Source organism: Hwanghaeella sp., from assembly GCF_965227365.1.
Taxonomy (GTDB): domain Bacteria; phylum Pseudomonadota; class Alphaproteobacteria; order UBA8366; family Aestuariispiraceae; genus Hwanghaeella.
The window spans coordinates 5142226-5161273 of the sequence record NZ_OZ245754.1; the positions used below are offsets into that span (position 1 = coordinate 5142226).

At 60.8% G+C, this 19048-nt stretch carries 24 protein-coding genes and 1 pseudogene; 9 read left to right on the forward strand and 16 right to left on the reverse strand.

Annotated features, from left to right (window positions below):
* Positions 1–230 precede the first annotated feature (230 nt).
* Positions 231–824: a TlpA disulfide reductase family protein gene (locus ACQK2G_RS23675; RefSeq protein ID WP_425407505.1), complete on the forward strand. Its 594-nt coding sequence runs from the start codon at positions 231–233 to the stop codon at positions 822–824.
* A gap of 21 nt (positions 825–845) precedes the next feature.
* Here ACQK2G_RS23675 and ACQK2G_RS23680 read toward each other — a convergent pair whose 3' ends face one another.
* The 10 genes from ACQK2G_RS23680 to ACQK2G_RS23725 all read right to left on the reverse strand — a co-directional run bounded on the left by ACQK2G_RS23680 (position 846) and on the right by ACQK2G_RS23725 (position 7596).
* The gene (locus tag ACQK2G_RS23680; RefSeq protein ID WP_425407506.1) at positions 846–1340 is read right to left on the reverse strand and encodes an Hpt domain-containing protein; all 495 of its coding nucleotides are present in this window, start codon (positions 1338–1340) and stop codon (positions 846–848) included.
* 33 nt (positions 1341–1373) lie between these two features.
* Positions 1374–1922 (reverse strand): response regulator, encoded by a 549-nt coding sequence (locus tag ACQK2G_RS23685; protein WP_425407507.1) that lies wholly within the window; start codon positions 1920–1922, stop codon positions 1374–1376.
* Between the two features lie 239 nt (positions 1923–2161).
* The gene (locus ACQK2G_RS23690) at positions 2162–3034 is read right to left on the reverse strand and encodes a 3-hydroxybutyryl-CoA dehydrogenase (RefSeq protein WP_425407508.1); all 873 of its coding nucleotides are present in this window, start codon (positions 3032–3034) and stop codon (positions 2162–2164) included.
* 90 nt (positions 3035–3124) lie between these two features.
* Complete coding sequence (locus ACQK2G_RS23695; RefSeq protein WP_425407509.1) at positions 3125–4066, reverse strand: electron transfer flavoprotein subunit alpha/FixB family protein; 942 nt, start codon at positions 4064–4066, stop codon at positions 3125–3127.
* 67 nt (positions 4067–4133) lie between these two features.
* Positions 4134–4883, reverse strand: a complete 750-nt coding sequence (locus tag ACQK2G_RS23700; protein WP_425407510.1) for an electron transfer flavoprotein subunit beta/FixA family protein — start codon at positions 4881–4883, stop codon at positions 4134–4136.
* 324 nt (positions 4884–5207) lie between these two features.
* Entirely contained in the window at positions 5208–5918 is a 711-nt protein-coding gene (locus ACQK2G_RS23705) for a hypothetical protein (protein WP_425407511.1), read from the reverse strand.
* A 28-nt stretch (positions 5919–5946) separates the two neighbouring features.
* Positions 5947–6231 carry a hypothetical protein gene (locus tag ACQK2G_RS23710; protein ID WP_425407512.1) on the reverse strand — a complete coding sequence of 95 codons (285 nt, stop codon included), beginning with the start codon at positions 6229–6231 and terminating at the stop codon, positions 5947–5949.
* 32 nt (positions 6232–6263) lie between these two features.
* Complete coding sequence (locus ACQK2G_RS23715; RefSeq protein ID WP_425407694.1) at positions 6264–6830, reverse strand: cob(I)yrinic acid a,c-diamide adenosyltransferase; 567 nt, start codon at positions 6828–6830, stop codon at positions 6264–6266.
* A 131-nt stretch (positions 6831–6961) separates the two neighbouring features.
* Positions 6962–7225 (reverse strand): twin transmembrane helix small protein, encoded by a 264-nt coding sequence (locus ACQK2G_RS23720; RefSeq protein ID WP_425407513.1) that lies wholly within the window; start codon positions 7223–7225, stop codon positions 6962–6964.
* Positions 7226–7299: 74 nt separating this feature from the next.
* Positions 7300–7596 (reverse strand): hypothetical protein, encoded by a 297-nt coding sequence (locus ACQK2G_RS23725; RefSeq protein ID WP_425407514.1) that lies wholly within the window; start codon positions 7594–7596, stop codon positions 7300–7302.
* Between the two features lie 197 nt (positions 7597–7793).
* Between ACQK2G_RS23725 and ACQK2G_RS23730 the strand changes: the two genes are divergently transcribed.
* From ACQK2G_RS23730 to ACQK2G_RS23740, 3 genes are all read left to right on the forward strand, one after another.
* On the forward strand, positions 7794–8729 hold the full coding sequence (locus ACQK2G_RS23730) for an AEC family transporter (protein ID WP_425407515.1): 936 nt from the start codon (positions 7794–7796) through the stop codon (positions 8727–8729).
* A 198-nt stretch (positions 8730–8927) separates the two neighbouring features.
* Positions 8928–9212, forward strand: coding sequence for a hypothetical protein (locus ACQK2G_RS23735; RefSeq protein WP_425407516.1), 285 nt, complete (start codon positions 8928–8930; stop codon positions 9210–9212).
* Between the two features lie 21 nt (positions 9213–9233).
* Complete coding sequence (locus tag ACQK2G_RS23740; RefSeq protein WP_425407517.1) at positions 9234–10097, forward strand: DUF4743 domain-containing protein; 864 nt, start codon at positions 9234–9236, stop codon at positions 10095–10097.
* On the opposite strand, the gene gluQRS is transcribed toward ACQK2G_RS23740, so the two are convergent.
* The gene (gene gluQRS / locus ACQK2G_RS23745) at positions 10094–11026 is read right to left on the reverse strand and encodes a tRNA glutamyl-Q(34) synthetase GluQRS (RefSeq protein WP_425407518.1); all 933 of its coding nucleotides are present in this window, start codon (positions 11024–11026) and stop codon (positions 10094–10096) included. The genes ACQK2G_RS23740 and gluQRS overlap by 4 nt on opposite strands.
* A gap of 69 nt (positions 11027–11095) precedes the next feature.
* On the opposite strand from gluQRS, the gene ACQK2G_RS23750 reads away from it, so the two are divergent.
* The 3 genes from ACQK2G_RS23750 to ACQK2G_RS23760 all read left to right on the forward strand — a co-directional run bounded on the left by ACQK2G_RS23750 (position 11096) and on the right by ACQK2G_RS23760 (position 13082).
* Positions 11096–11707 carry a DNA-3-methyladenine glycosylase family protein gene (locus ACQK2G_RS23750; protein ID WP_425407519.1) on the forward strand — a complete coding sequence of 204 codons (612 nt, stop codon included), beginning with the start codon at positions 11096–11098 and terminating at the stop codon, positions 11705–11707.
* Between the two features lie 16 nt (positions 11708–11723).
* Positions 11724–12380 (forward strand): alpha/beta hydrolase, encoded by a 657-nt coding sequence (locus ACQK2G_RS23755; protein ID WP_425407520.1) that lies wholly within the window; start codon positions 11724–11726, stop codon positions 12378–12380.
* A 141-nt stretch (positions 12381–12521) separates the two neighbouring features.
* A complete protein-coding gene (locus ACQK2G_RS23760; RefSeq protein ID WP_425407521.1) occupies positions 12522–13082 on the forward strand; it encodes an HNH endonuclease in 561 nt (186 codons plus the stop codon).
* Here ACQK2G_RS23760 and ACQK2G_RS23765 read toward each other — a convergent pair.
* The 5 genes from ACQK2G_RS23765 to ACQK2G_RS23785 all read right to left on the reverse strand — a co-directional run bounded on the left by ACQK2G_RS23765 (position 13055) and on the right by ACQK2G_RS23785 (position 15640).
* Positions 13055–13441 (reverse strand): hypothetical protein, encoded by a 387-nt coding sequence (locus tag ACQK2G_RS23765; protein WP_425407522.1) that lies wholly within the window; start codon positions 13439–13441, stop codon positions 13055–13057. The two genes, ACQK2G_RS23760 and ACQK2G_RS23765, sit on opposite strands and share 28 nt — an antisense overlap.
* A 101-nt stretch (positions 13442–13542) precedes the next feature.
* Complete coding sequence (locus ACQK2G_RS23770) at positions 13543–14124, reverse strand: demethoxyubiquinone hydroxylase family protein (RefSeq protein ID WP_425407523.1); 582 nt, start codon at positions 14122–14124, stop codon at positions 13543–13545.
* Positions 14125–14131: 7 nt separating this feature from the next.
* Positions 14132–14644 (reverse strand): disulfide bond formation protein B, encoded by a 513-nt coding sequence (locus ACQK2G_RS23775; protein ID WP_425407524.1) that lies wholly within the window; start codon positions 14642–14644, stop codon positions 14132–14134.
* A gap of 40 nt (positions 14645–14684) precedes the next feature.
* Positions 14685–15287, reverse strand: a complete 603-nt coding sequence (locus ACQK2G_RS23780; RefSeq protein WP_425407525.1) for a YqaA family protein — start codon at positions 15285–15287, stop codon at positions 14685–14687.
* Positions 15288–15418: 131 nt separating this feature from the next.
* Positions 15419–15640, reverse strand: coding sequence for a hypothetical protein (locus tag ACQK2G_RS23785; protein WP_425407526.1), 222 nt, complete (start codon positions 15638–15640; stop codon positions 15419–15421).
* A 343-nt stretch (positions 15641–15983) separates the two neighbouring features.
* Between ACQK2G_RS23785 and mdh the strand changes: the two are divergent.
* Positions 15984–16919: pseudogene (gene mdh, locus ACQK2G_RS23790) on the forward strand (malate dehydrogenase); the annotation flags it as partial.
* Between the two features lie 320 nt (positions 16920–17239).
* Complete coding sequence (locus ACQK2G_RS23795) at positions 17240–19003, forward strand: tetratricopeptide repeat protein (protein ID WP_425407527.1); 1764 nt, start codon at positions 17240–17242, stop codon at positions 19001–19003.
* Positions 19004–19048 lie beyond the last annotated feature (45 nt).

Consider the following 19048-nt stretch of genomic DNA (forward strand, 5'->3'; position numbering starts at 1 on the left):
CGCCTCTATATGTGATGCCGGGCGTGTCCGGCATTGGATAAGAATTATGGGACCGCCGCCCGCCGCATCTGGCGGGCCGGGCCGGACTATCCTTTGCCACGCTGCGGCTTGCAACAGGGATTCCCTGTGACGCGGGACGCCCGCTCAACCGCTTGTGACGGGATTATCCCGCCCCGATTGGGTAAATCCTATAGCCACGGTGAAAACAACCCGCTGGAAGCGAGACTGGAATGATTTCGACGTGTTTTTCCCCCCGATCCCGCACCAAAGCCATCTTGGCGCTGCTGACCGTTGTGTTGCTCGCGCTCGGCAGTCCTGCCGTTTACGCGTCGGAATTTCCGCCGACCGACGGGGAAATGCAGGGATTCACCTTGTTGAAGGAACGGGTTGCCGCGCCGACCGTGCCGTTCAAAACGGGGGAGGGGGATGAAATCGACCTGACCGCTTTTCAGGGCAAGGTTCTGATCGTAAATTTCTGGGCTACCTGGTGCGCGCCCTGCATCAAGGAAATGCCCTCGCTCGACCGGCTGAAGGCGGCGTTTGCGGATGAAGAATTCGATGTCGTGGCCATCAATCAGGACCGCGGTGGGAAGCGCGTCGCCGAACCCTTCCTGCGCGACAAGCTGGGGCTGGAGAACCTAGCCATTTACCTGGATGAGAAATTCACGCTGGGCCGCGCTTTCAAGAACCGCGGGCTGCCTGCGACTTATGCGATCGACCGCCAGGGCAACGTGGTCGGCGGCATGTTCGGGCCGGCGGAATGGGATTCGGAAGACGCCAAGAAACTCGTGCGCTTCCTGCTCGCTGAAAAAGCCGGGGGGTAAGCCGGAGCGTGTCCGGCGTTCCTATTGGTGCCGGGAGGTCTGGGTTTCGACCGCTTTCATAAGGGCCTCGACGACTTGACGGCTGACGGTGTCGCCCTGTCCTTCGATCTTTTCCCTGTATATGACGCGCAGGGCATTCACATGTTGCTCGATCAGGGCGACGTTGACCTCAGACTCGTGCTCGGTCTCCAGCAGGTAAAGGCAAAGAGACCGGCCTACTTCGGTGATCAGGGGAAATCCGAAGGTGGCGGCCTGACCGCGCATATTGTGGACCAGGCGGAAGAGCGTTTTCAGGTTCGCGGCCGTCGGGGCGGATTTGACCGCCGCCATGTACTTCTCCAGCGCGGCCATATCGTCCGCAAGGTGCTTGCCGTAATCCTTGCTCAACCGGTCGATGGCGCGATCCGCATCTGCGATGGCTTGTTTCAGGGTCTTGCCGCCCGTCTTCGGAACCTTGTCGGCGAGGCGGTTCGGCGGTCTTTCGATTTTTACGCTGCCACGCGTCTGTTCGGCCATGTCACTCTCCCCGGGCGACTGTGCTCCATCGCGTCAGATGAAAAACACATCCTTGTTCTGTCGGCGTTCCCGCCCCTTGAATTCGCTGCTGGTCCGGCGCCGGCGGTCGGGTCCGAAATAGTGATCCGTTCGGATGAAGGGGCGGGGTTGATCGATGATCGACATCAACCGCGCATGCATGGATTTCGTCGAAACGGGTTTCGCCAGGAATTCCGTCACACCGGCATCCCGCGCTTCCATGACGCGGTTCCTCTCGCTGAAGCCCGTCAGCATCACGATCGGGATATAGCGATCCGGGCTGTCCTCTCTCGACCGCAGCCATTTCACGAGGGTAATACCGTCACCGGGTTCCATGTCCCAGTCCGATATGATCACGTCGGGATGTTTTTCCCGCGTCCTTACAAAACCGTCTTCCGCATTCTCCGCATGATAGACGGTGCCGATGCCGATGGAATCCAGAATCGCCGCAACCGTCTCCCGCATGAAGCGGTTGTCGTCGACGATCAGGACGCGCAGGTTGGAAAAGTCGTAGGCCATGCTGTCCAAGCCCGATGGTGACCGATAACCCTTGATATCAACCACGACGCCCTATCCTCGGCCCCCGTTTCCGGCGGCTGCCTGCCCTTGCGTCAGGTTTTCCGCGGCATTTCCCCTCACGCCTCGTAAAACCGGTTCCCCAATTCCACAATTGGAGTTAGGCCTAGGCCTTCCGTCAAGGTCTAGTGGATCGAGGTAGGGTATTTTTCGATCGCGCGACAATGAAAAAGCCGCCCCGGCGCGATGGCGGAGCGGCCCTTGCAAGTCCAACGTTTTTGAAACGGTCAGCGTGTCGGGACCGGAACATCCCCCGAATAGTCATAGAAACCTCGGCCGGTCTTGCGGCCCAGCCATCCGGCTTCGACATATTTAACCAAAAGCGGGCAGGGGCGGTACTTGCTGTCGGACAGATCGTTGTAGAGCACCTGCATGATCGCCAGGCAGGTATCCAACCCGATGAAATCGGCCAGTTCCAGCGGTCCCAGCGGGTGATTGGCGCCCAGTTTCAACGATGTGTCGATCCCCGTGACCGATCCGACGCCTTCATACAGCGTGTAGACCGCCTCGTTAATCATCGGCAGCAGGATGCGATTGACGATGAAGGCTGGAAAGTCCTCGGCGCTGGCGACCGTCTTGCCGAGGATTTCGGCGTATTCGCAGCATTGACTATAGGTGTCTTCCGAGGTTTGCAGCCCGCGAATGACCTCAACCAACTTCATGGCCGGCACCGGGTTCATGAAATGGAGGCCGATGAACTTTTCTGGTCGATCGGAAGCCGTTGCCAGCCGTGTGATCGATATCGAGGAGGTATTGGTGCCGATCCAGGCCTCGGGCTTCAGATGATTGGCCAGTTCGGCGAAGATCTTGCGCTTCAGTTCCTCGTTTTCGGTCGCCGACTCTATGACGAGGTCGCACGCCGAAAGAGAAGCATAGTCGGTGGAGACCGTGATCTTCGCCATTGCGGCATCGACCGAGGCAGGGTCGTCGCCGTGTTTGGCTACCTGCCGGTCCAGACCCGTACGGATTTGCTCCAGGGCCGTGTCCAATGCCGTCTGGTCGATATCGACCAGTGCGACTTCATAACCATGGGCGGCACTGACATGGGCAACGCCATGCCCCATTTGTCCCGCGCCAATCACGCCAACTTTTTTTGTCATTGTCTTTCCCGATTCCCGCAACGGCTTTGTCGCGGTGTCGGATCAGGATCGTCCGTCCCAATTCCGCACCGCAACATAGCCTTGCGCAAATCAGAGGACTTTGTCCAGTTCCGCTTCCAATTCAGGCACGGCTTGGAACAAATCGGCCACCAATCCATAGTCGGCTACCTGGAAGATCGGGGCTTCCTCATCCTTGTTGATCGCGACGATCACCTTGGAATCCTTCATGCCAGCCAAGTGCTGGATGGCGCCGGAGATCCCGACGGCGATATACAGGTCCGGCGCGACGACCTTGCCGGTCTGTCCGACCTGATAGTCGTTCGGCACGAACCCGGCATCGACTGCGGCGCGGGAGGCACCGACGGCGGCGCCCAGTTTGTCCGCGACCTTCTCCAGCATCGGGAAATTGTCGCCCGACTGCATGCCGCGACCGCCGGAAATGACGATCCGGGCGGAGGTCAGTTCCGGGCGTTCGCTGACGGTGATTTCCGCGCCCAGGAAGCTCGAAAGACCGCTATCCCCTTCGCCGCCGACGGTTTCGACCGCAGCCGAGCCGCCTTCGGCCGCGACGGCTTCAAAGGCGGTGCCGCGGACGGTGACGAACTTTACCGCATCGCCCGATTTGACCGTGGCGATCGCGTTACCGGCATAGATCGGCCGTTCGAACGTATCGGCATCGACGACGCCGGTGATGTCCGAGATCTGCTGCATGTCCATCATCGCGGCGGCACGCGGCAGGATGTTCTTGCCGAAAGTGTCGGCCGGGGCCCAGACATGGGTGAAGCCGGCCGCCAGTTTGACGATCAGCGGTGCGTAGTTTTCCGCCAGCTGGGCTTCCAGTTCCGGCGCGTCGGCGCAGATGACCTTGGATGCACCTTCGATCTTGGCGGCCGCTTCCGCGACGCCGCCGCAACCGGAACCGGCGACCAGCAACGTGATGTCGCCGCCGGCGGCCTTGGCCGCCGCGACCGTGTTCAACGTGGCCGCCTTGATTTCGCCGCCTTCATGTTCGACGAGGACCAGATTGCTCATCGACTGTCTCCTAACCTAGAATTTTCCATGGATCCGATCGCGCCAAGTGAATGGCCACGGGCGCTGATCAGATCACCTTCGCTTCGTTCTTCAGCTTCTCGACCAGTTCCGCGACGGAACCGACCTTCGCGCCACCCTGGCGTTTCTCGGGCTCGACAACCTTCACCACTTCGAGGCGCTTGGCGGTGTCGACACCGAGATCGGCCGGCGACATCGTGTCGATCGGCTTTTTCTTGGCCTTCATGATGTTCGGCAGCGATGCGTAGCGCGGCTCGTTCAAGCGAAGGTCCACGGTCACGGCGCTCGGCAGTTTGACGTTGATCGTCTCAAGGCCGCCATCCACTTCGCGGGTGACGTCCATGGAACCGTCTTTCAACTCGACCTTGGACGCGAATGTTGCCTGCGGCCAGCCCATCAGCGCGGCCAGCATCTGGCCCGTCTGGTTGCTGTCGTCGTCGATGGCCTGCTTGCCGAGAAGAACCAGTTCAGGGCCTTCCTTTTCGACGATGGCCTTCAGAATCTTGGCGACGGCCAACGGTTCGACATCCGCGTCGGCTTCAACCAGGATGCCGCGGTCGGCGCCCATGGCAAGGGCCGTGCGGATCGTTTCCTGGCTTTGCGTCGGTCCAATTGAAACGGCGACGATCTCCGTCGCGGTCCCGGCTTCCTTAAGGCGCACGGCCTGTTCGACGGCGATTTCGTCGAACGGGTTCATGGACATCTTCACGTTCGCGGTCTCAACACCCGTCTGGTCCGGCTTGACGCGGATTTTGACGTTGTAGTCGACGACCCGCTTGACGGGGACGAGAACTTTCATCTTCGGGAATCCTTCGCAACAAGGTTCACAAACAAGAGGCCGCCCCTTAATGCCGCTCGACGGTCGACCGCCAGGCCGACTGGGCCAGGGCCCGGCCGCGCGTGGCTCCCTCCACGTCGACCATGCCTCGTTTCCTAATAATTCGGCACTGTGCACCAAGGAAACAGGCCGGTTTCCAACGATGCAGCCCCCGTGTTTAGGGCCGCGTAGATGCCGGGTCAAGTCGCAGGCGGGCCGCTTTCTTGCCCATCCGCGACCCTGTTTCATATCCGATCGCGGCTGTTCCAGCGCCGGCCGGCGGGCCGCAACGCTCCGCTCGGAATGTCAGGCCCAAATCGCGGCCCGCACGGTGGTCGATACATCGAGTGTCGAGGCAATCTCACCGAAGGGGGCGACCGGCCAGCGCCATTCGCGGATTTCCAAAGGCTCGGGCCGTCCGGCCGGCGAAAGCCAGTTTATTGAGACCATCTCAGGCTCGGACTCGCCGTGCCTCAATTCGCGGCGTTCAATGTCACCGATCACGCAGGCCACGCATCCGAGTGACAAGGTTTCGGCCATGTGGCGCGAGCGCATGATCTCGCGGTCGGCGGCGTCTATTCCTGGCGCGACACCCAGTTGTGAAACGAGGTTGAGACTGACGATCAGGTCCGTATCCGCCGGATACGCGGGGCGCGGACCGTCCCTACCGGTTACATCGGCTTCGATCAGGGAAACGCCGCGATGTTGCCGGGCCCGCAGACGCAGTCCAAGGGGGTGCACCGTATCGACGAGATCGACCCGGCCGAAGGTGGCGGCAAGGGCTTCCAACGGCAAGTCGAACCCGTGCCCGCTACCGAGGACGACCGCGCGGCGTTTCCTGCCGCACAGTCCGGCGGCATGCAGGACGGCGTTCTTGGAATTCGTCAGATGCCCGGCCCAATCCTTCTTGCGCCGGTTGCAGCGCGCGCCGATGGCGATGCTTTCACGCAGATATCCGGCGCGGCGGGCCCAGCGCGGGCAGGGGGTGAGCAGGTAGAGCAGGGCTTCAGTCAGCACGCCGTCGTGCCTCCCGGTGCATGGGGAGCTAGATGACGAAACGGTCCAGCAGCAGCAGGGCGGCGATGATCACCGTGCAGCCCATGGCGAGGCGCTTCTGCCAGTTGATGTATTTCATGCCTTCTTCGGTATAGACCAATTCCTTGTGACGGAAGAGGGAGTCCTTCAGCATGAAGGCACTGCCGTATTCGCGCTTATGCCGGAAGGCCAGGATCTGCAGCACGATGGCGGCCAGGATGGTGATCACGAACACCGCGGCAGCAATCAGCATCACTGCGGTCGGTTCTACATTCGCGAGTTCTTCTTCGGACATGGGTATGACTTTCCGGTTTCTGGTGCGGCCGGTCAGGGCCGGTTGGCGCCTGGCACCCAAAGCACATCGGCCTTGCCGCCGTCATTGCAGTGACGGGACAGAACGAAGAGCAGGTCCGAGAGCCTGTTGAGATACTTGACCGCCGCCGGGTTCACGGTTTCGGACCGCGCAAGCTCGATCGTTTCCCGTTCTGCCCGTCGAGCGACGGTGCGCGCAAGGTGCAGATGCGCGGCGGCCGGGCTGCCGCCGGGCAGGATGAAGCTTGTCAGGTCGGCGAGCGGTTCGTTGTAGGCGTCGATTTCCTTTTCCAGCCGCTCGACCTGGCCGTCGGTCATTCGAAGCGCGCCTTCGGCCTTGCGGCCGTCTTCCGGCGTGCAAAGATCCGCGCCCAGGTCAAACAGGTCGTTCTGTATTCTGGACAATAACCGGTCGAGGTCGCCGTCGGTGTGAAGTCTGACGAGGCCGATCACCGAATTCGCCTCGTCCACCGTGCCATAGGCGGCGACACGGATATCGTCCTTGGCACGACGGGATCCATCCCCCAATGAGGTCTCCCCGCCGTCGCCGCCGCGTGTGTAGATTTTCGTCAGCTTCACCATGCGGGCAAACATAGCTGCCGTTCGGGAAGTGTCCAGGGATGTTTCTAGGGGCGAATTCGGGGCGCAACGCAACAAAGCGGCGCATCGCCGCGCCGCCCGTTACAGTCGGAAGATCATTTCCTGAAAGAGGCTCAACCGCCGTTGCGGAGGAGCATCAATCCAAGGGCGAACATCGCCAGGGCGAAGCCCTGCGCGACGATGCGATACCGCATCAGCCGATTGCCCCAGCGATCATTGAATTCCCCGCCGCGGACCATGGAATAAATGCCCGTCGCCAGGATCGCCACTGTCGCGATCATGCCGACTACCATCAGGATTATTGCGAAAACTGCCATGCCCAGCGATATAGCGCCCGGAAACAGGCAATACCACTCACAAAATTCTGCGCGGGACATTCCGCCGCAGACCCTGCATTGGGGAGGCGTCACCGGCCTGCAAAAATCCCGTGCTATTCAGCCGGGGCGGCGGTTCACTCGCGGCCCTTCGGCGGGACGGTTTTCCGGGTCGATGCGCGACCGGTGGAATCGCTGCGCTTGCGGCGGTTCGGAAACCGCAGCACGTTGCTTTCTCCACCAACTGTCACGGCAGGTGCCTCGGCCGCAATGATATCCCCGCCGCCTTCGGCCGCGAGCCGTTCCAGCCGCTGCGTTTCCGCAACACCGTTGAACGTCTCACCATGGGCCAGGGGATAGATTGCATTATAGCCGCCATGCCGATACCGCACGACGCTGGAGGGACGTCTACCGTAAGTCCAGACGTTGGACATGGGTGATCTCCCTTCTCTCAATCACTATGGCAGATGTGGCATGGAAGGGATCGATTCGCAAGAGAAGCGGGAAAACTTGCTAAAATCAGGCACTAAGGTACAGAGTGAAATCGCGGTGGCCGACCCGGACAGCCAACCGATTCCCGTAAGTACCGCGCCGCCCACCCACTTGCCCCATCCGGAGTCTCTTTTCCGCCATGGAAATCGTCCTAGAAATCGTAACGCCTGTTTTCGCTGTCCTGCTGATGGGCTACGGCGCGCGTCGGGTCGGGTGGTTTTCTGAACAAAGCGCGGCGGGATTGGCCAAATTCGTCTTCAACTTTGCCATTCCGCTGTTCCTGTTCCGTACTTTCGCAACCCGCGAATTGCCGGAATCAATCCCCTGGGGCTTGTTCGGCAGTTATTATATCGCCGTGTTCGCGGTCTATGGGCTGGGCATGGTCGTCGGTATGGCCGTCTTTGGGCGGAATCTGATGGGTGGCACGCTCACAGGGATGGGATGCTCCTTCGGGAACACGGTTCTGCTGGGGATCGCGCTGGGCGTCCGGGCTTTCGGCGAAGAGGGGGCCATTCCGCTTTTCCTGATCATTTCCGTGCACGGCCTGATGCTGATGACGGGCACGACCATTCTGCTGGAAGCGGGACGCAATGCGGGGTCGGCCCTGCGGGAATTGCCGCTCAAGATCGTGAAGGGCTTGGTTACCAATCCGTTGATCGGCGGTCTGGCCTTCGGCCTGGCCTTCAATTTCACCGGTCTGGAATTGCCGACGGTTGCCGACGATTTCCTGCGTATCATGCAGGGTGCGGTCCTGCCTTGCGCGCTCTTTGCAATGGGCTCGACGCTGGCGGAATACGGGTTCAAAGGCAGGCTCGGCCAATCGGTCTTCGTGGTTCTGACCAAGTGCCTGATCATGCCCGGCATCGTCTATGTTTTGGCGACTCAGGTTTTCGACCTCGAACCGCTCTGGGCCATGGCGGCCACCCTGATGGCGGCTCAACCGACCGGCGTGAACGTGTATCTGTTCGCCCAGCGCTATGGAACGGCGCAGGCCATTGCCTCGACCACGATTTTCCTGTCGACGGCGTTCTCGATCTTCTCACTGCCGATGATCCTGTATCTTTTCGGAAAGTGATTGTTGGCGGCGTCGATTCCGACCGCTATAAGTCTGTCATGACATTTCGTCCGACCCATGAAATCGACGTGTTTCCGGCCGCTTGCGACCGGGCACGGTTGATTGCGCGAATTACGGACCCGGTCCCCGAGGGGAACCGGGCCTAGAGCGCTGCTCTATTCGCTGCATCAATTTTCATGGAATTCAGGGGCGATCACCATGTCCTTCCTCAATAGCCGCGTCGAATCGGCTTCCGAAACCGCATGTTTCAGCGTGGTCGGCGTTGCCGACCCCAATCTGCTTCACCGTCTGCTCGAACCCTTCGCCAAGCGTGGGCTGATCCCCAGCCGGGTACACGCCGACTCCGACCCTCAGGACCGCTTGCTTGTCGACATTCAGGTGGGTGATATGGATCAGGGGTTGGCCGCGCGGATCGGGGCGGGCCTGCGCCAAGTCATCGGCGTGGAACTCGTCCTCGTTTCCTCGAAGGCGCATTGCAACTGAACCGCCACGGAGTGACCGCCGATGAGTTTTCTGGACCATGTCAGGACCTGCAATAACGGGGACCTTTCGGTCCAGAAGCGGTTTCGCGTCGGCGGTGAGAATATCGGCTGGGTGGGCGAAGAGGTCGCCGACACCCTGCTGACCCACTTCGACTGCTTCAATCGGGACGGCGATGCCATCCGACTGACCGACGCGGCGGCAACTCCGGAAGAACGGACCGTGCTGATGGCGGACGTCGCCTCGGAACTGTCGGCATTGGGCGTGGTCGACGGGTTGCGGGACGAATTGTTCCCGGCGATGCGCAACTGGGGTGAGGAACCGCGATTCCTGATCGACCGGGTCGCGGTGCCGCCCTTCGGTCTGCGGGCCTGGGGCATTCATCTGAACGGCTATGTCCGAAAACCCGACGGACTGTACTTGTGGATCGGCCGACGTGCGCCCGGCAAGTCGACCTATCCGGACCTGCTGGACAATACGGTTGCCGGTGGCCAGCCCTTCGACCTGACGCTGAAGCAAAACCTGATCAAGGAATGCGGGGAGGAAGCCTCGATCTCCCCCGCGATGGCGGGACAGGCGGTGCCGGTTGGCTGCATAACTTACGTCCGGGAGGAGAAGGGCCGTATCAAGCCGGACGTGATGTTCTGCTATGACCTGGAATTGCCGGAAGACTTCACGCCGGTGAATACCGATGGTGAGCTTGCGGGTTTTTACCTGATGCCGGCTGAAGAGGTTATGGAGATCATCCGCAGCACCGATGAGTTCAAGTTCAACTGCAACCTCGTCCTGATCGACTTCTTCCTGCGTCACGGTTTGCTGACACCGGACGAGGAACCGGATTACACCGCCTTGTGTGAGGGAATGCGCAAGGGGGACACGGCCCTCTAGAGCCCCTGATCGTCGGGGAACCCGGCCAAGGCACGGACCTCCGCCGGGGACAGGCCTTCCGCTCGCAAGGCAGAAATCGCCTTGGACTTGTCGCGTTTCGATAGCCTCTGTCCGGAGTCGTCCAGCAATAATCCATGGTGGTGGTATTGCGGCGCGGGCAAGGCAAACAACGTCTGCAGGATGCGATGAATGCTGGTCGCGTGCAGCAGGTCCTCGCCCCGCGTCACAAGGGTTACGAATTGCGTCGCGTCGTCGACGGTGACCGACAGATGATAACTTGAGGGAGTGTCTTTCCGGCAGAGCACGATGTCGCCGCAGGAAAGTCCATCCACCTGCATGTCCCCGAACCGCTCATCGGAGAAAGTCAGCGGCCCGGTCATGCCGACGGCGCGGTCCATGTGCAGGCGCAGGGCATAGGGTTCGCCGGCCTCCATCCTGCTCTTTGCTTCCCGCCACGGCATGTTCTTGCAGGTGCCGGGATAAAGGGGGCCGTCGGGTCCGTGCGGCGCCGAGGGGGCCGCCGCGATTTCCGCCTGGATTTCCTTGCGGGTGCAGAAGCAGGGATAGACCAGACTGCCTTCCTCCAGCACATGCAGGAATTCGCTATAGACCTCGGTTCGTTCCGATTGACGCAGAACGGGACCATCCCAGTCGAGACCGAGCCATTCCAGGTCGCGCAGTATTTGCGCTTCGTGCGCCGGCAGGCAGCGCGCCGTGTCGATATCCTCGATGCGCAGCAGGAAACGTCCGCCCGCATCCCGCGCCCGCTTCCAGGCGAAGAGAGCGGAATGTGCCGTGCCGAGATGCAGTTCGCCGGTCGGGCTTGGAGCGAAACGCGTCGTCATCGGGGCCTGCCGCAAGATGCCGGAGGGATCGCCCCATTGCGCCCCGGTCGGCTCGGTCTTTTCCATATCGGTCGTATCGCTCATGGGGCTGGCCTAGCGCCCGTCGGTCCCTTAAGTCAAATATGTCGGGTGTTTCAGGCAGGGTGTTATCTGGTGGACAAACAGACTTTGATCAAGGCGTTGGACACGGTCGCCGCGCGGGACCGCCAGGTCGCCGATGCCCTGACGCTGGTTGGCTATCCGGAGCCGCGCACCGCGCCGGGCGGCTTTCCCGCTCTGCTTTCCATCGTGGTGAATCAGCAGATCTCGAAGGAGGCGGCGCGGGCGATTCTGGGCCGTCTGGAGAATCTCATGCCGGGAACCACGGCGGAAGCATTCCTGGCGCAGCCGGATGAAGCCTTGCAGGCCGCCGGCCTGTCGCGACCGAAGATCCGGTACGGCAAAGGGATCGCGGAAGGGGTCGCCTCCGGCCTTGTGCCGATCGACGCCTTTCCGAGTATGCCGGACGAGGAGATCATCGCATCTCTGATGGGATTGAGAGGGATCGGCCTGTGGAGCGCGGAGATCTACTGCATGTTTTCGCTCGGCCGCCCGGACTTGTTTCCGGGGGAGGACATCGCGCTTCAGGAAGCGATGAAACGCCTTAAGGGGCTCGAGGCGAGGCCGACGCCGAAGCTGGCACGGGACCTTGCCAAGGACTGGGCGCCTTGGCGCAGCGCCATGTCGGTATTCCTGTGGCACTATTACCGCGGCGCACCGGCGTGACATCAGGGGATAGTACATGTTGATGGATTTGGATGGTCCGGAGGAGAGCCCGGCTTCGGGCGGCAAGGCGAAGCAGCTCGTTATTCTGGTGCATGGGTTGGGGGCGGATGGCAGCGACCTGATTGCCCTGGCGCCGCATCTGGCGAGCGTCCTGCCGGATGCGCACTTCATCGCACCGGACGGACCCTTTCCTTGCGACATGGCGCCCTATGGGCGGCAATGGTTCTCGCTGCAGGATCGCGACCCGCATGTGATGCTGAGCGGCATTCGAATGGCGGCGCCGATCCTGGACGGGTTTATCGACCAGCAAATGACACGGTTCGGCCTCGATGCGTCCTCAGTGGCGCTGGTCGGTTTCAGCCAGGGAACGATGATGTCGCTTCACGTCGCGCCGCGGCGGCCTGACCCGCTTGCGGCGGTGGTTGGGTTTTCCGGTGCGTTGCTGGCCGGCGAGGCTTTGCTGGAGGAGGCCCGCAGCAGGCCGCCCATCCTGCTCGTTCATGGTGACGCCGATGACGTGGTGCCGGTTCAGGCAACCCCTGCTGCCGCAGGTGCCCTGCAGGATGCGGGTTTTGCTGTGGAGACGCTGATTTGTCCCGGCGTGCCCCATTCCATCGACCCCGCCGGATTGAGACGGGCGATGGATTTCCTTGCCAGGTATTTGAACGGGTGAGAAGCGGCGAGGGTTTTTTCTTACAAATTGGTGATATTTTCTTACCCGGTTGCCGCATTCCTTGTGCGCGTTCGAAGAATCCGTGTAGCTTTCGATCAACCTTGGCAAGGGTGGCCCCCGCTAAAACGGGAGTTTATTGCGGTGAACACGGCCTTGAATAATTGTCCGGCGTTGGTGTTGAACGCGGACTTCAGACCGTTGAGTTATTTTCCGCTTTCCATTTGGACCTGGCAGGATGCGGTCAAGGCGGTGATCTCCGATCGCGTTTCCGTCCTCTCCGAATACGAAACGGAAGTCCACAGTCCCAGTTTCACCATGGCGCTGCCCAGTGTCATCGCCTTGCGGGACTATATTCGGCCATCGCGGCAACCGGCATTCACCCGGTTCAACGTTTTCCTTCGGGACAAACTGACCTGTCAGTATTGCGGCACCGGCTTCAATGCGCAGGAACTGACTTTCGATCACGTCATTCCGCGTAGTCAGGGCGGGCGGACAACCTGGGAAAATGTCGTGACGGCGTGTTCCCCCTGCAATCTGCGCAAGGGCGGCCGGACCCCCGAACAGGCCCATATGCCATTGCGTCGGGCAGTACGGCAGCCATCGACCTATCTGCTGCAGGAAAACGGACGGTCCTTCCCGCCGAACTTCCTGCATGAAAGCTGGAACGACTATCTCTACTGGGACATGGAACTGGAACGGTAAGGCAGCTCGTCACCTGTCGGGGGCGGGGCTTCCTCGACAATCGATCGAATTCTACTCTCGGCCTGCCGGATCGCGCGGCAGCGCAGCGCCATGCCGTCATCGGCGGGGAACAGCGTGATGTCTCGCCGCCATTCTGTCAGGGGGGCGACCACGTCCGGCCAGTCCCGAAACAGCGTTTCGATACGAAGGGCGGCCCCGGTCATAAGGATGCGCGCCCGCTCGGCATCGGTCTCCAGCGTATCCGCGGCCAAATCCGCCAGCATCGCCAAGGCGCGTTGCAGCACCGCCGGTGCGGTCATGCCGGTCGGGTAATCCTGTTCAAGACGGACGAAGCGGCTTTCGAACCGTGACAGGGACATCTGGAACCCTCGCGCTTTTTGGCAATACCGGACAACAGCAGGCCACGATTCTGCTCTAGCCGCCAAAGTCTTTCGGGGTGGTCGCTGCGAAGGGGGTGAAGTCAGACCCGTTCCGAGAGCCAGATCGCAAGTTTTGACGCGGTCTTCACCGCGCGCGTCAGTACGGGGTACCCGGGGGCCTGCTCGGCGCCTTCGGCATAGCCGATATCGCGATGCTCCAGTTCCTCCTGACGAAACCTCTCGATGGTCGCTTTCAGGTCGGCTTCGTCTTCACCCAGCTTTTCGGCCTGCTTGGCATAGTGTTCGTCGATCACTTCCTCGACTGCGACGGTACAGGCCATGGCGGCTTTCTCGCCCAACAGGGCTGAGCCGGCGCCCATTGCATATCCCGCCACATGCCAGATCGGTGTCATGATGGTGGGGCGGACACGACGCTTCGTCAGCATCTTGTTGAACGTGTCCAGGTGTTCCTGTTCCTGTTCCGCCATATGCTTGATCAGGGAGGCTGACGGCGTTCGGCGCAGCACATCATGTTGTCCGGCATAGATCCGGGTGGCGCCGAATTCGCCCGCCTGATCGACCCGGATCATCCGGGCGACGTCTTCGGCGGGACGCGGGTCACCGGGCAGGTAGCGCGGGCCGCGCGCCGGTTTGGTCCTGCTTTCTGTCGTTTCGCCGTTCATGACCGCCTCAAACCGTGTCCTGTCGAAAAGCATTGCGGATCAGGAAGCCGATCCCCAACGCAGCGCCAAGTGCCAGCAAGAGATTGTAGCCTGCCATGGAGATGCCGAACAGGCTCCAGGCCACTTCGTCGCACCGGATCACCGGCGCGTTCATGATCGCGTCCTTCAGGGCATTGATGTCCAGATCGTTCAGCCCGCTATTGGTGCAGGACGATGGCCCTTCCCACCATTTCTGCTCCACGCCGACATGGTATCCGGCGGTGGCGGCACCGGCCAGGATCACGATGATTGTCAGCGTCAGGCCGGAGAGCAACAGGATCCTCCGGCGGCGAAGATAGTAGGTCACGCCGGCCAGCCCCAACGCAATCCACCAAGCCAGTCTTTGGTATTGGCACAAGGCACAAGGATGGATGTCCAGCACATGCTCGAAGAAGTAGGCCGTGCCCAGGACAAGCGCAATGAACAGCATGACCAGTGCCGGTGTTTGCTGGAGGCTGGGTAATTTCAGTCGGGCGTCCATGCGTTCCTCGTTTCTGTCGAACCTGTGACGGCGTGGCGCGTCAATGCAGCCATTTCACGGCCAGGAATCCGCCGACCAACAGAATGAAGAAGGCGGTGGTCATCAGACCGAAGCGTTCTTCAATCAAGGTGCGGATCGGCCCGCCGAACAGGCGCAATAGAATGGATACGATATAGAACCTCATCCCTCTGCTGACGAGGGAGGCAAGGACGAATGTCATGAGGTCGAGCTCCATCGCGCCGGATGCGATGGTAACGATCTTGAACGGCAGGGGCGTCAGTCCGCCGCCAATGACGATCAGCCAGCCGTATTCTTCGAAGGAGGCACGCGCCTGATCGAGCGCTTTCTCGTAACCGTAGAAGCTGACGATAGGCTCGCCGATGACATCGAACAGGCCATAACCGATCAGGTACCCGCCGACACCGCCGATCACGCTGGCGATGGTGCAGACGGTCGCATAGCGAAGGTATCGGTCGCGATGGGCCAATACCATCGGGATCAACATGACGTCGGGGGGGATGGGGAAGATGACGCTTTCGATGAAGGAAACGAAAGCCAGGTATCTTTCCGCCAGCCGGTGTGCCGCCATCCGCATCGTCCAGTCGTACAGGCGGCGCAGGGGACTGAATAGCGTTTGGATCATGGGAAACCGATCAGGCTGGTGGTGGTTCTGTCGGTTCGACTTCTATTCCCTCATTGTCGACTTGGCCAGACGGCGGGCCGTTGAAAGACAGCCCGCCGTCCGGATTTATTCAGAACCGGGTTATCCCACTCTTAACGCGGCAGCGGCAGGGGCTTCACGGTGCGTTCGCCGTCCTCGGTGACATATTGGGTCAAGGTTCCGGTCAACGCATAAACACCTTCGCTGACCGTTCCGCGGTCCAACGGTATCACCGTCAAACCGACAACCATGACCGCCCACAGGCCCATGCCTGCCGCGATGCTTAACCGTGCCAGACGCTTGCTGCCGCGTCCGCCGGGAATGAACACATTCATCGACCCACTCCATATAGATTTTACAGACCGGTCCATGCCGGCCTTCGTTGCCCGTTAGGTGGGTGGTGAGATGCAATTCGGCAACGGTTTGGGGGGATGACAACGTTTCACTCTGTCGTGAGCAGGGGCGAAGGACGGAAATGTATAGAATGCTGTGGATACAAGCTTTCGGGATTGACAGGAAAACGGCAATATCCTTGCTCATTATAAATGATTCCTGTACCACACCGGTTGCGAGCGCCAGCGGCCGCCGCTTCTGGATTGTGTGGCGATGGCATCGTATTGAAGGTCACGGCTCTGAAACACATACCGGCATGGTTCAATACCATCAGGAAGGAAGGGGATGGCTCGTAACAAGATAGCGCTTATCGGCGCTGGAAACATCGGCGGCACGCTCGCCTTATTGGCAGGTCTCAAGGAACTGGGCGACGTCGTTCTGTTTGACATCATGGACGGCATTCCGCAGGGCAAGGCGCTCGATCTGGCGGAAGCATCGCCGGTCGAAGGCTTCGACGCGGCTATGTCCGGTTCCAAGAATTACAGCGCGATCAAGGGCGCCGATGTGATCATCGTGACGGCCGGCGTTGCCCGTAAGCCGGGGATGAGCCGCGACGACCTGATCGGCATCAATACCAGCGTGATGAAGTCGGTCGGCGAGGGGATCAAGAAATACGCGCCGAAAGCTTTCGTCATCTGCATCACCAACCCGCTCGACGTGATGGTCGGTATTCTGCAGAAAGCATCCGGATTGCCGACCAACATGGTTGTCGGCATGGCCGGTGTGCTCGACTCGGCTCGCTTCCGCTATTTCCTGGCGGATGAATTCAAGGTGTCGGTGGAAGATGTCACGGCCTTCGTGCTTGGCGGTCACGGCGACACGATGGTGCCGTTGATCCGCTATTCGACGGTTGCGGGTATTCCGGTTCCGGATCTGCTGAAACTGGGTTGGTCCACGAAGAAGCGCATCGCCGACATCGTTCAGCGCACGCGTGACGGTGGCGCTGAGATCGTCGGTTTGTTGAAAACCGGTTCCGCTTTTTATGCGCCGGCCTCTTCCGCGATTGTGATGGCGGAGTCCTATTTGAAGGACAAGCGCCGGCTGCTTCCCGCTGCGGCTCATTGTAACGGGCAGTACGGTGTGCGGAATCTCTATGTCGGCGTGCCCTGCATCATCGGGGCGAACGGTGTCGAGAAGATCGTTGAGATCTCGCTCAATGCAGCCGAGAAAAAGATGCTGCAGAAGTCGATCGACGCTGTGCAGGCGCTGAACAAGGTCGCCGCGGATATCGAAAAGAATGCCGGCAAGGACGCACCCGCGAAGAAGGGGGCGGCCAAGAAGGCCGGTGGCAAGAAGGCTTCCGCAAAAAAGTCGGCGGCCAAGAAATCCGCCGCCAAAAAGTCGTCCGGTAAAAAGGCGCGCGCGAAGAAAGCCGCCGCGAAGACGGCCCCCGCCGCGTCGGGCACGTCTTCTTCCTAAAGGCGAACTTGCCGAAACCGACTTCGGTGTAGGTTCAGAAGCCGCGCTTTCCAATCGGAGAGCGCGGCTTCTTTCTTTGTGCGAACGTACCGGCGAGTTCTATCGTCGAACGGAGAGGCCGAGTGAGCGGCGACGACGACTTGCAGCAAGCGAAGGACGCCCTGGCACGTGGCGATGGTCAGACCGCGGTTGCCGCCTTGAACCGTTACCTCCATGACCAGCCCGATGGCCCCGAAGGCCTGTACCTGATGGCGCTTTGCGCCAACGCGGCAGGCAGACCGGATGTCGCGACGGATTGTCTCGGGCGGGCTCGCACGGCCGCGCCCGATAATCCGGATATCGCGTTTTCCCTGGGATCGCTGTTGACGGCGACCCAACCTCAGCAAGCGCTCAGTCATTTGCGCGATGCGGTCCGCCTGAGACCGGGTTTTGCGCCGGCCTGGACGAACTTGGGAAACCTTCTGGCAGGTATGGGCTTGTTGGAGGAAGCGGCGCAGGCATATGAGCACGCATTGGCGGCCGATCCGGACCTGATCGAAGTCGAATCCAATCTGGGGGTGATCCGTCAGAGTCAGGGGCATCACGATGAGGCGCTTCGACACCACGACCGCGTGGTAACACAGCGTCCCGATTTTCGAACCGGCCACGACAACCGATTGATGTCGATGCATTACAACGATCGGCTTACATCGGATGAAATCCAAGCCGCCCATCGCGAATGGGGCAAGGCACTGTCGATGCAGGTTGGGCAGCGGGGTGCGTATTCCGCTGGATTTGCAAATTCAAGGAACGCCGATCGTGTTTTGCGGGTCGGTTATGTCTCTCCCGATTTTAGACAGCATCCCGTCGCCAGTTTCATCCTGCCGCTGTTGGAGGCGCACGATCGGCGCCAAGTCGACGTCTGGTGTTATGCGGACGTCGCCCGGCTCGATGCGATGTCGGAGAAGATCCGCGCGGCGACCGACCATTGGGTTCATACTTCCGGGTGGACCGATGATGCGCTTACGGAGAGGATTCTTGCCGACGGGATAGACATCCTTGTCGATCTAGCCGGCCATACTTCCGGCAACCGACTGCCGGTCTTCGCCCGGCGTGCCGCCCCCATTCAAATGACGTGGCTGGGGTATCCGGGGATCACCGGGCTTGTCGAAATGGATTTTCGGCTCACGGATGCGATTGCGGACCCGCCGATGCGCGATGCGGATACAGGGTCTGAACAACTCGTTCGGCTGCCGGAGGGATTCCTGTGCTACCGCCCGCCCGTCGATGTTCCCGTGGTGAAGCCGCCGCTCAGCGATCGGCCGATCCGGTTCGGTTCCTTTAACAATTTTGCCAAGGTGAACGAGACGGTCCTGGATGTTTGGGCGGCGATCCTGAAGAACTGCAGTTCGGCCGGGCTGTTGGTGAAGGCCCGGTCGCTGAACGATCCGGAGACCCGCAGGTCGCTCGCCGATGCCTTCGCCCTTCGCGGCATCGAAGCGGACCGTCTGTCGCTACGCGGCACGGTGCCGGGCCTGGCGGAACACTTCGCCGCCTATAACGAAATCGACATCGCGCTGGATACATTTCCGTATAACGGCACCACGACGACCTTCGATGCCTTGTGGATGGGAACGCCGGTCATCACCCTTCGCGGCGACCGTCATGCCGCCCGCGTCGGCGCTTCGATTCTGACCCATTTGGACCTGCCGGAACTGATCGCGGAAGACCAAGAGTCCTATATCGCGTCGGCGGCCGGCCTTGCCGGGGAACCGACCCAGTGTGCCGATTACGCCGCGGGCCTGCGCGAAAGATTGCAGGCCTCACCGCTTCTTGATGCGGGGCGGTTCGCCCGAACCATTGAGAAAACCTATCGAGACAAGTGGAATTTTTGGTGCCGCGCCTAGGCATTATTATGGCTGATCCGGTTGCGTTGAGTAGAAAGGTTGCTA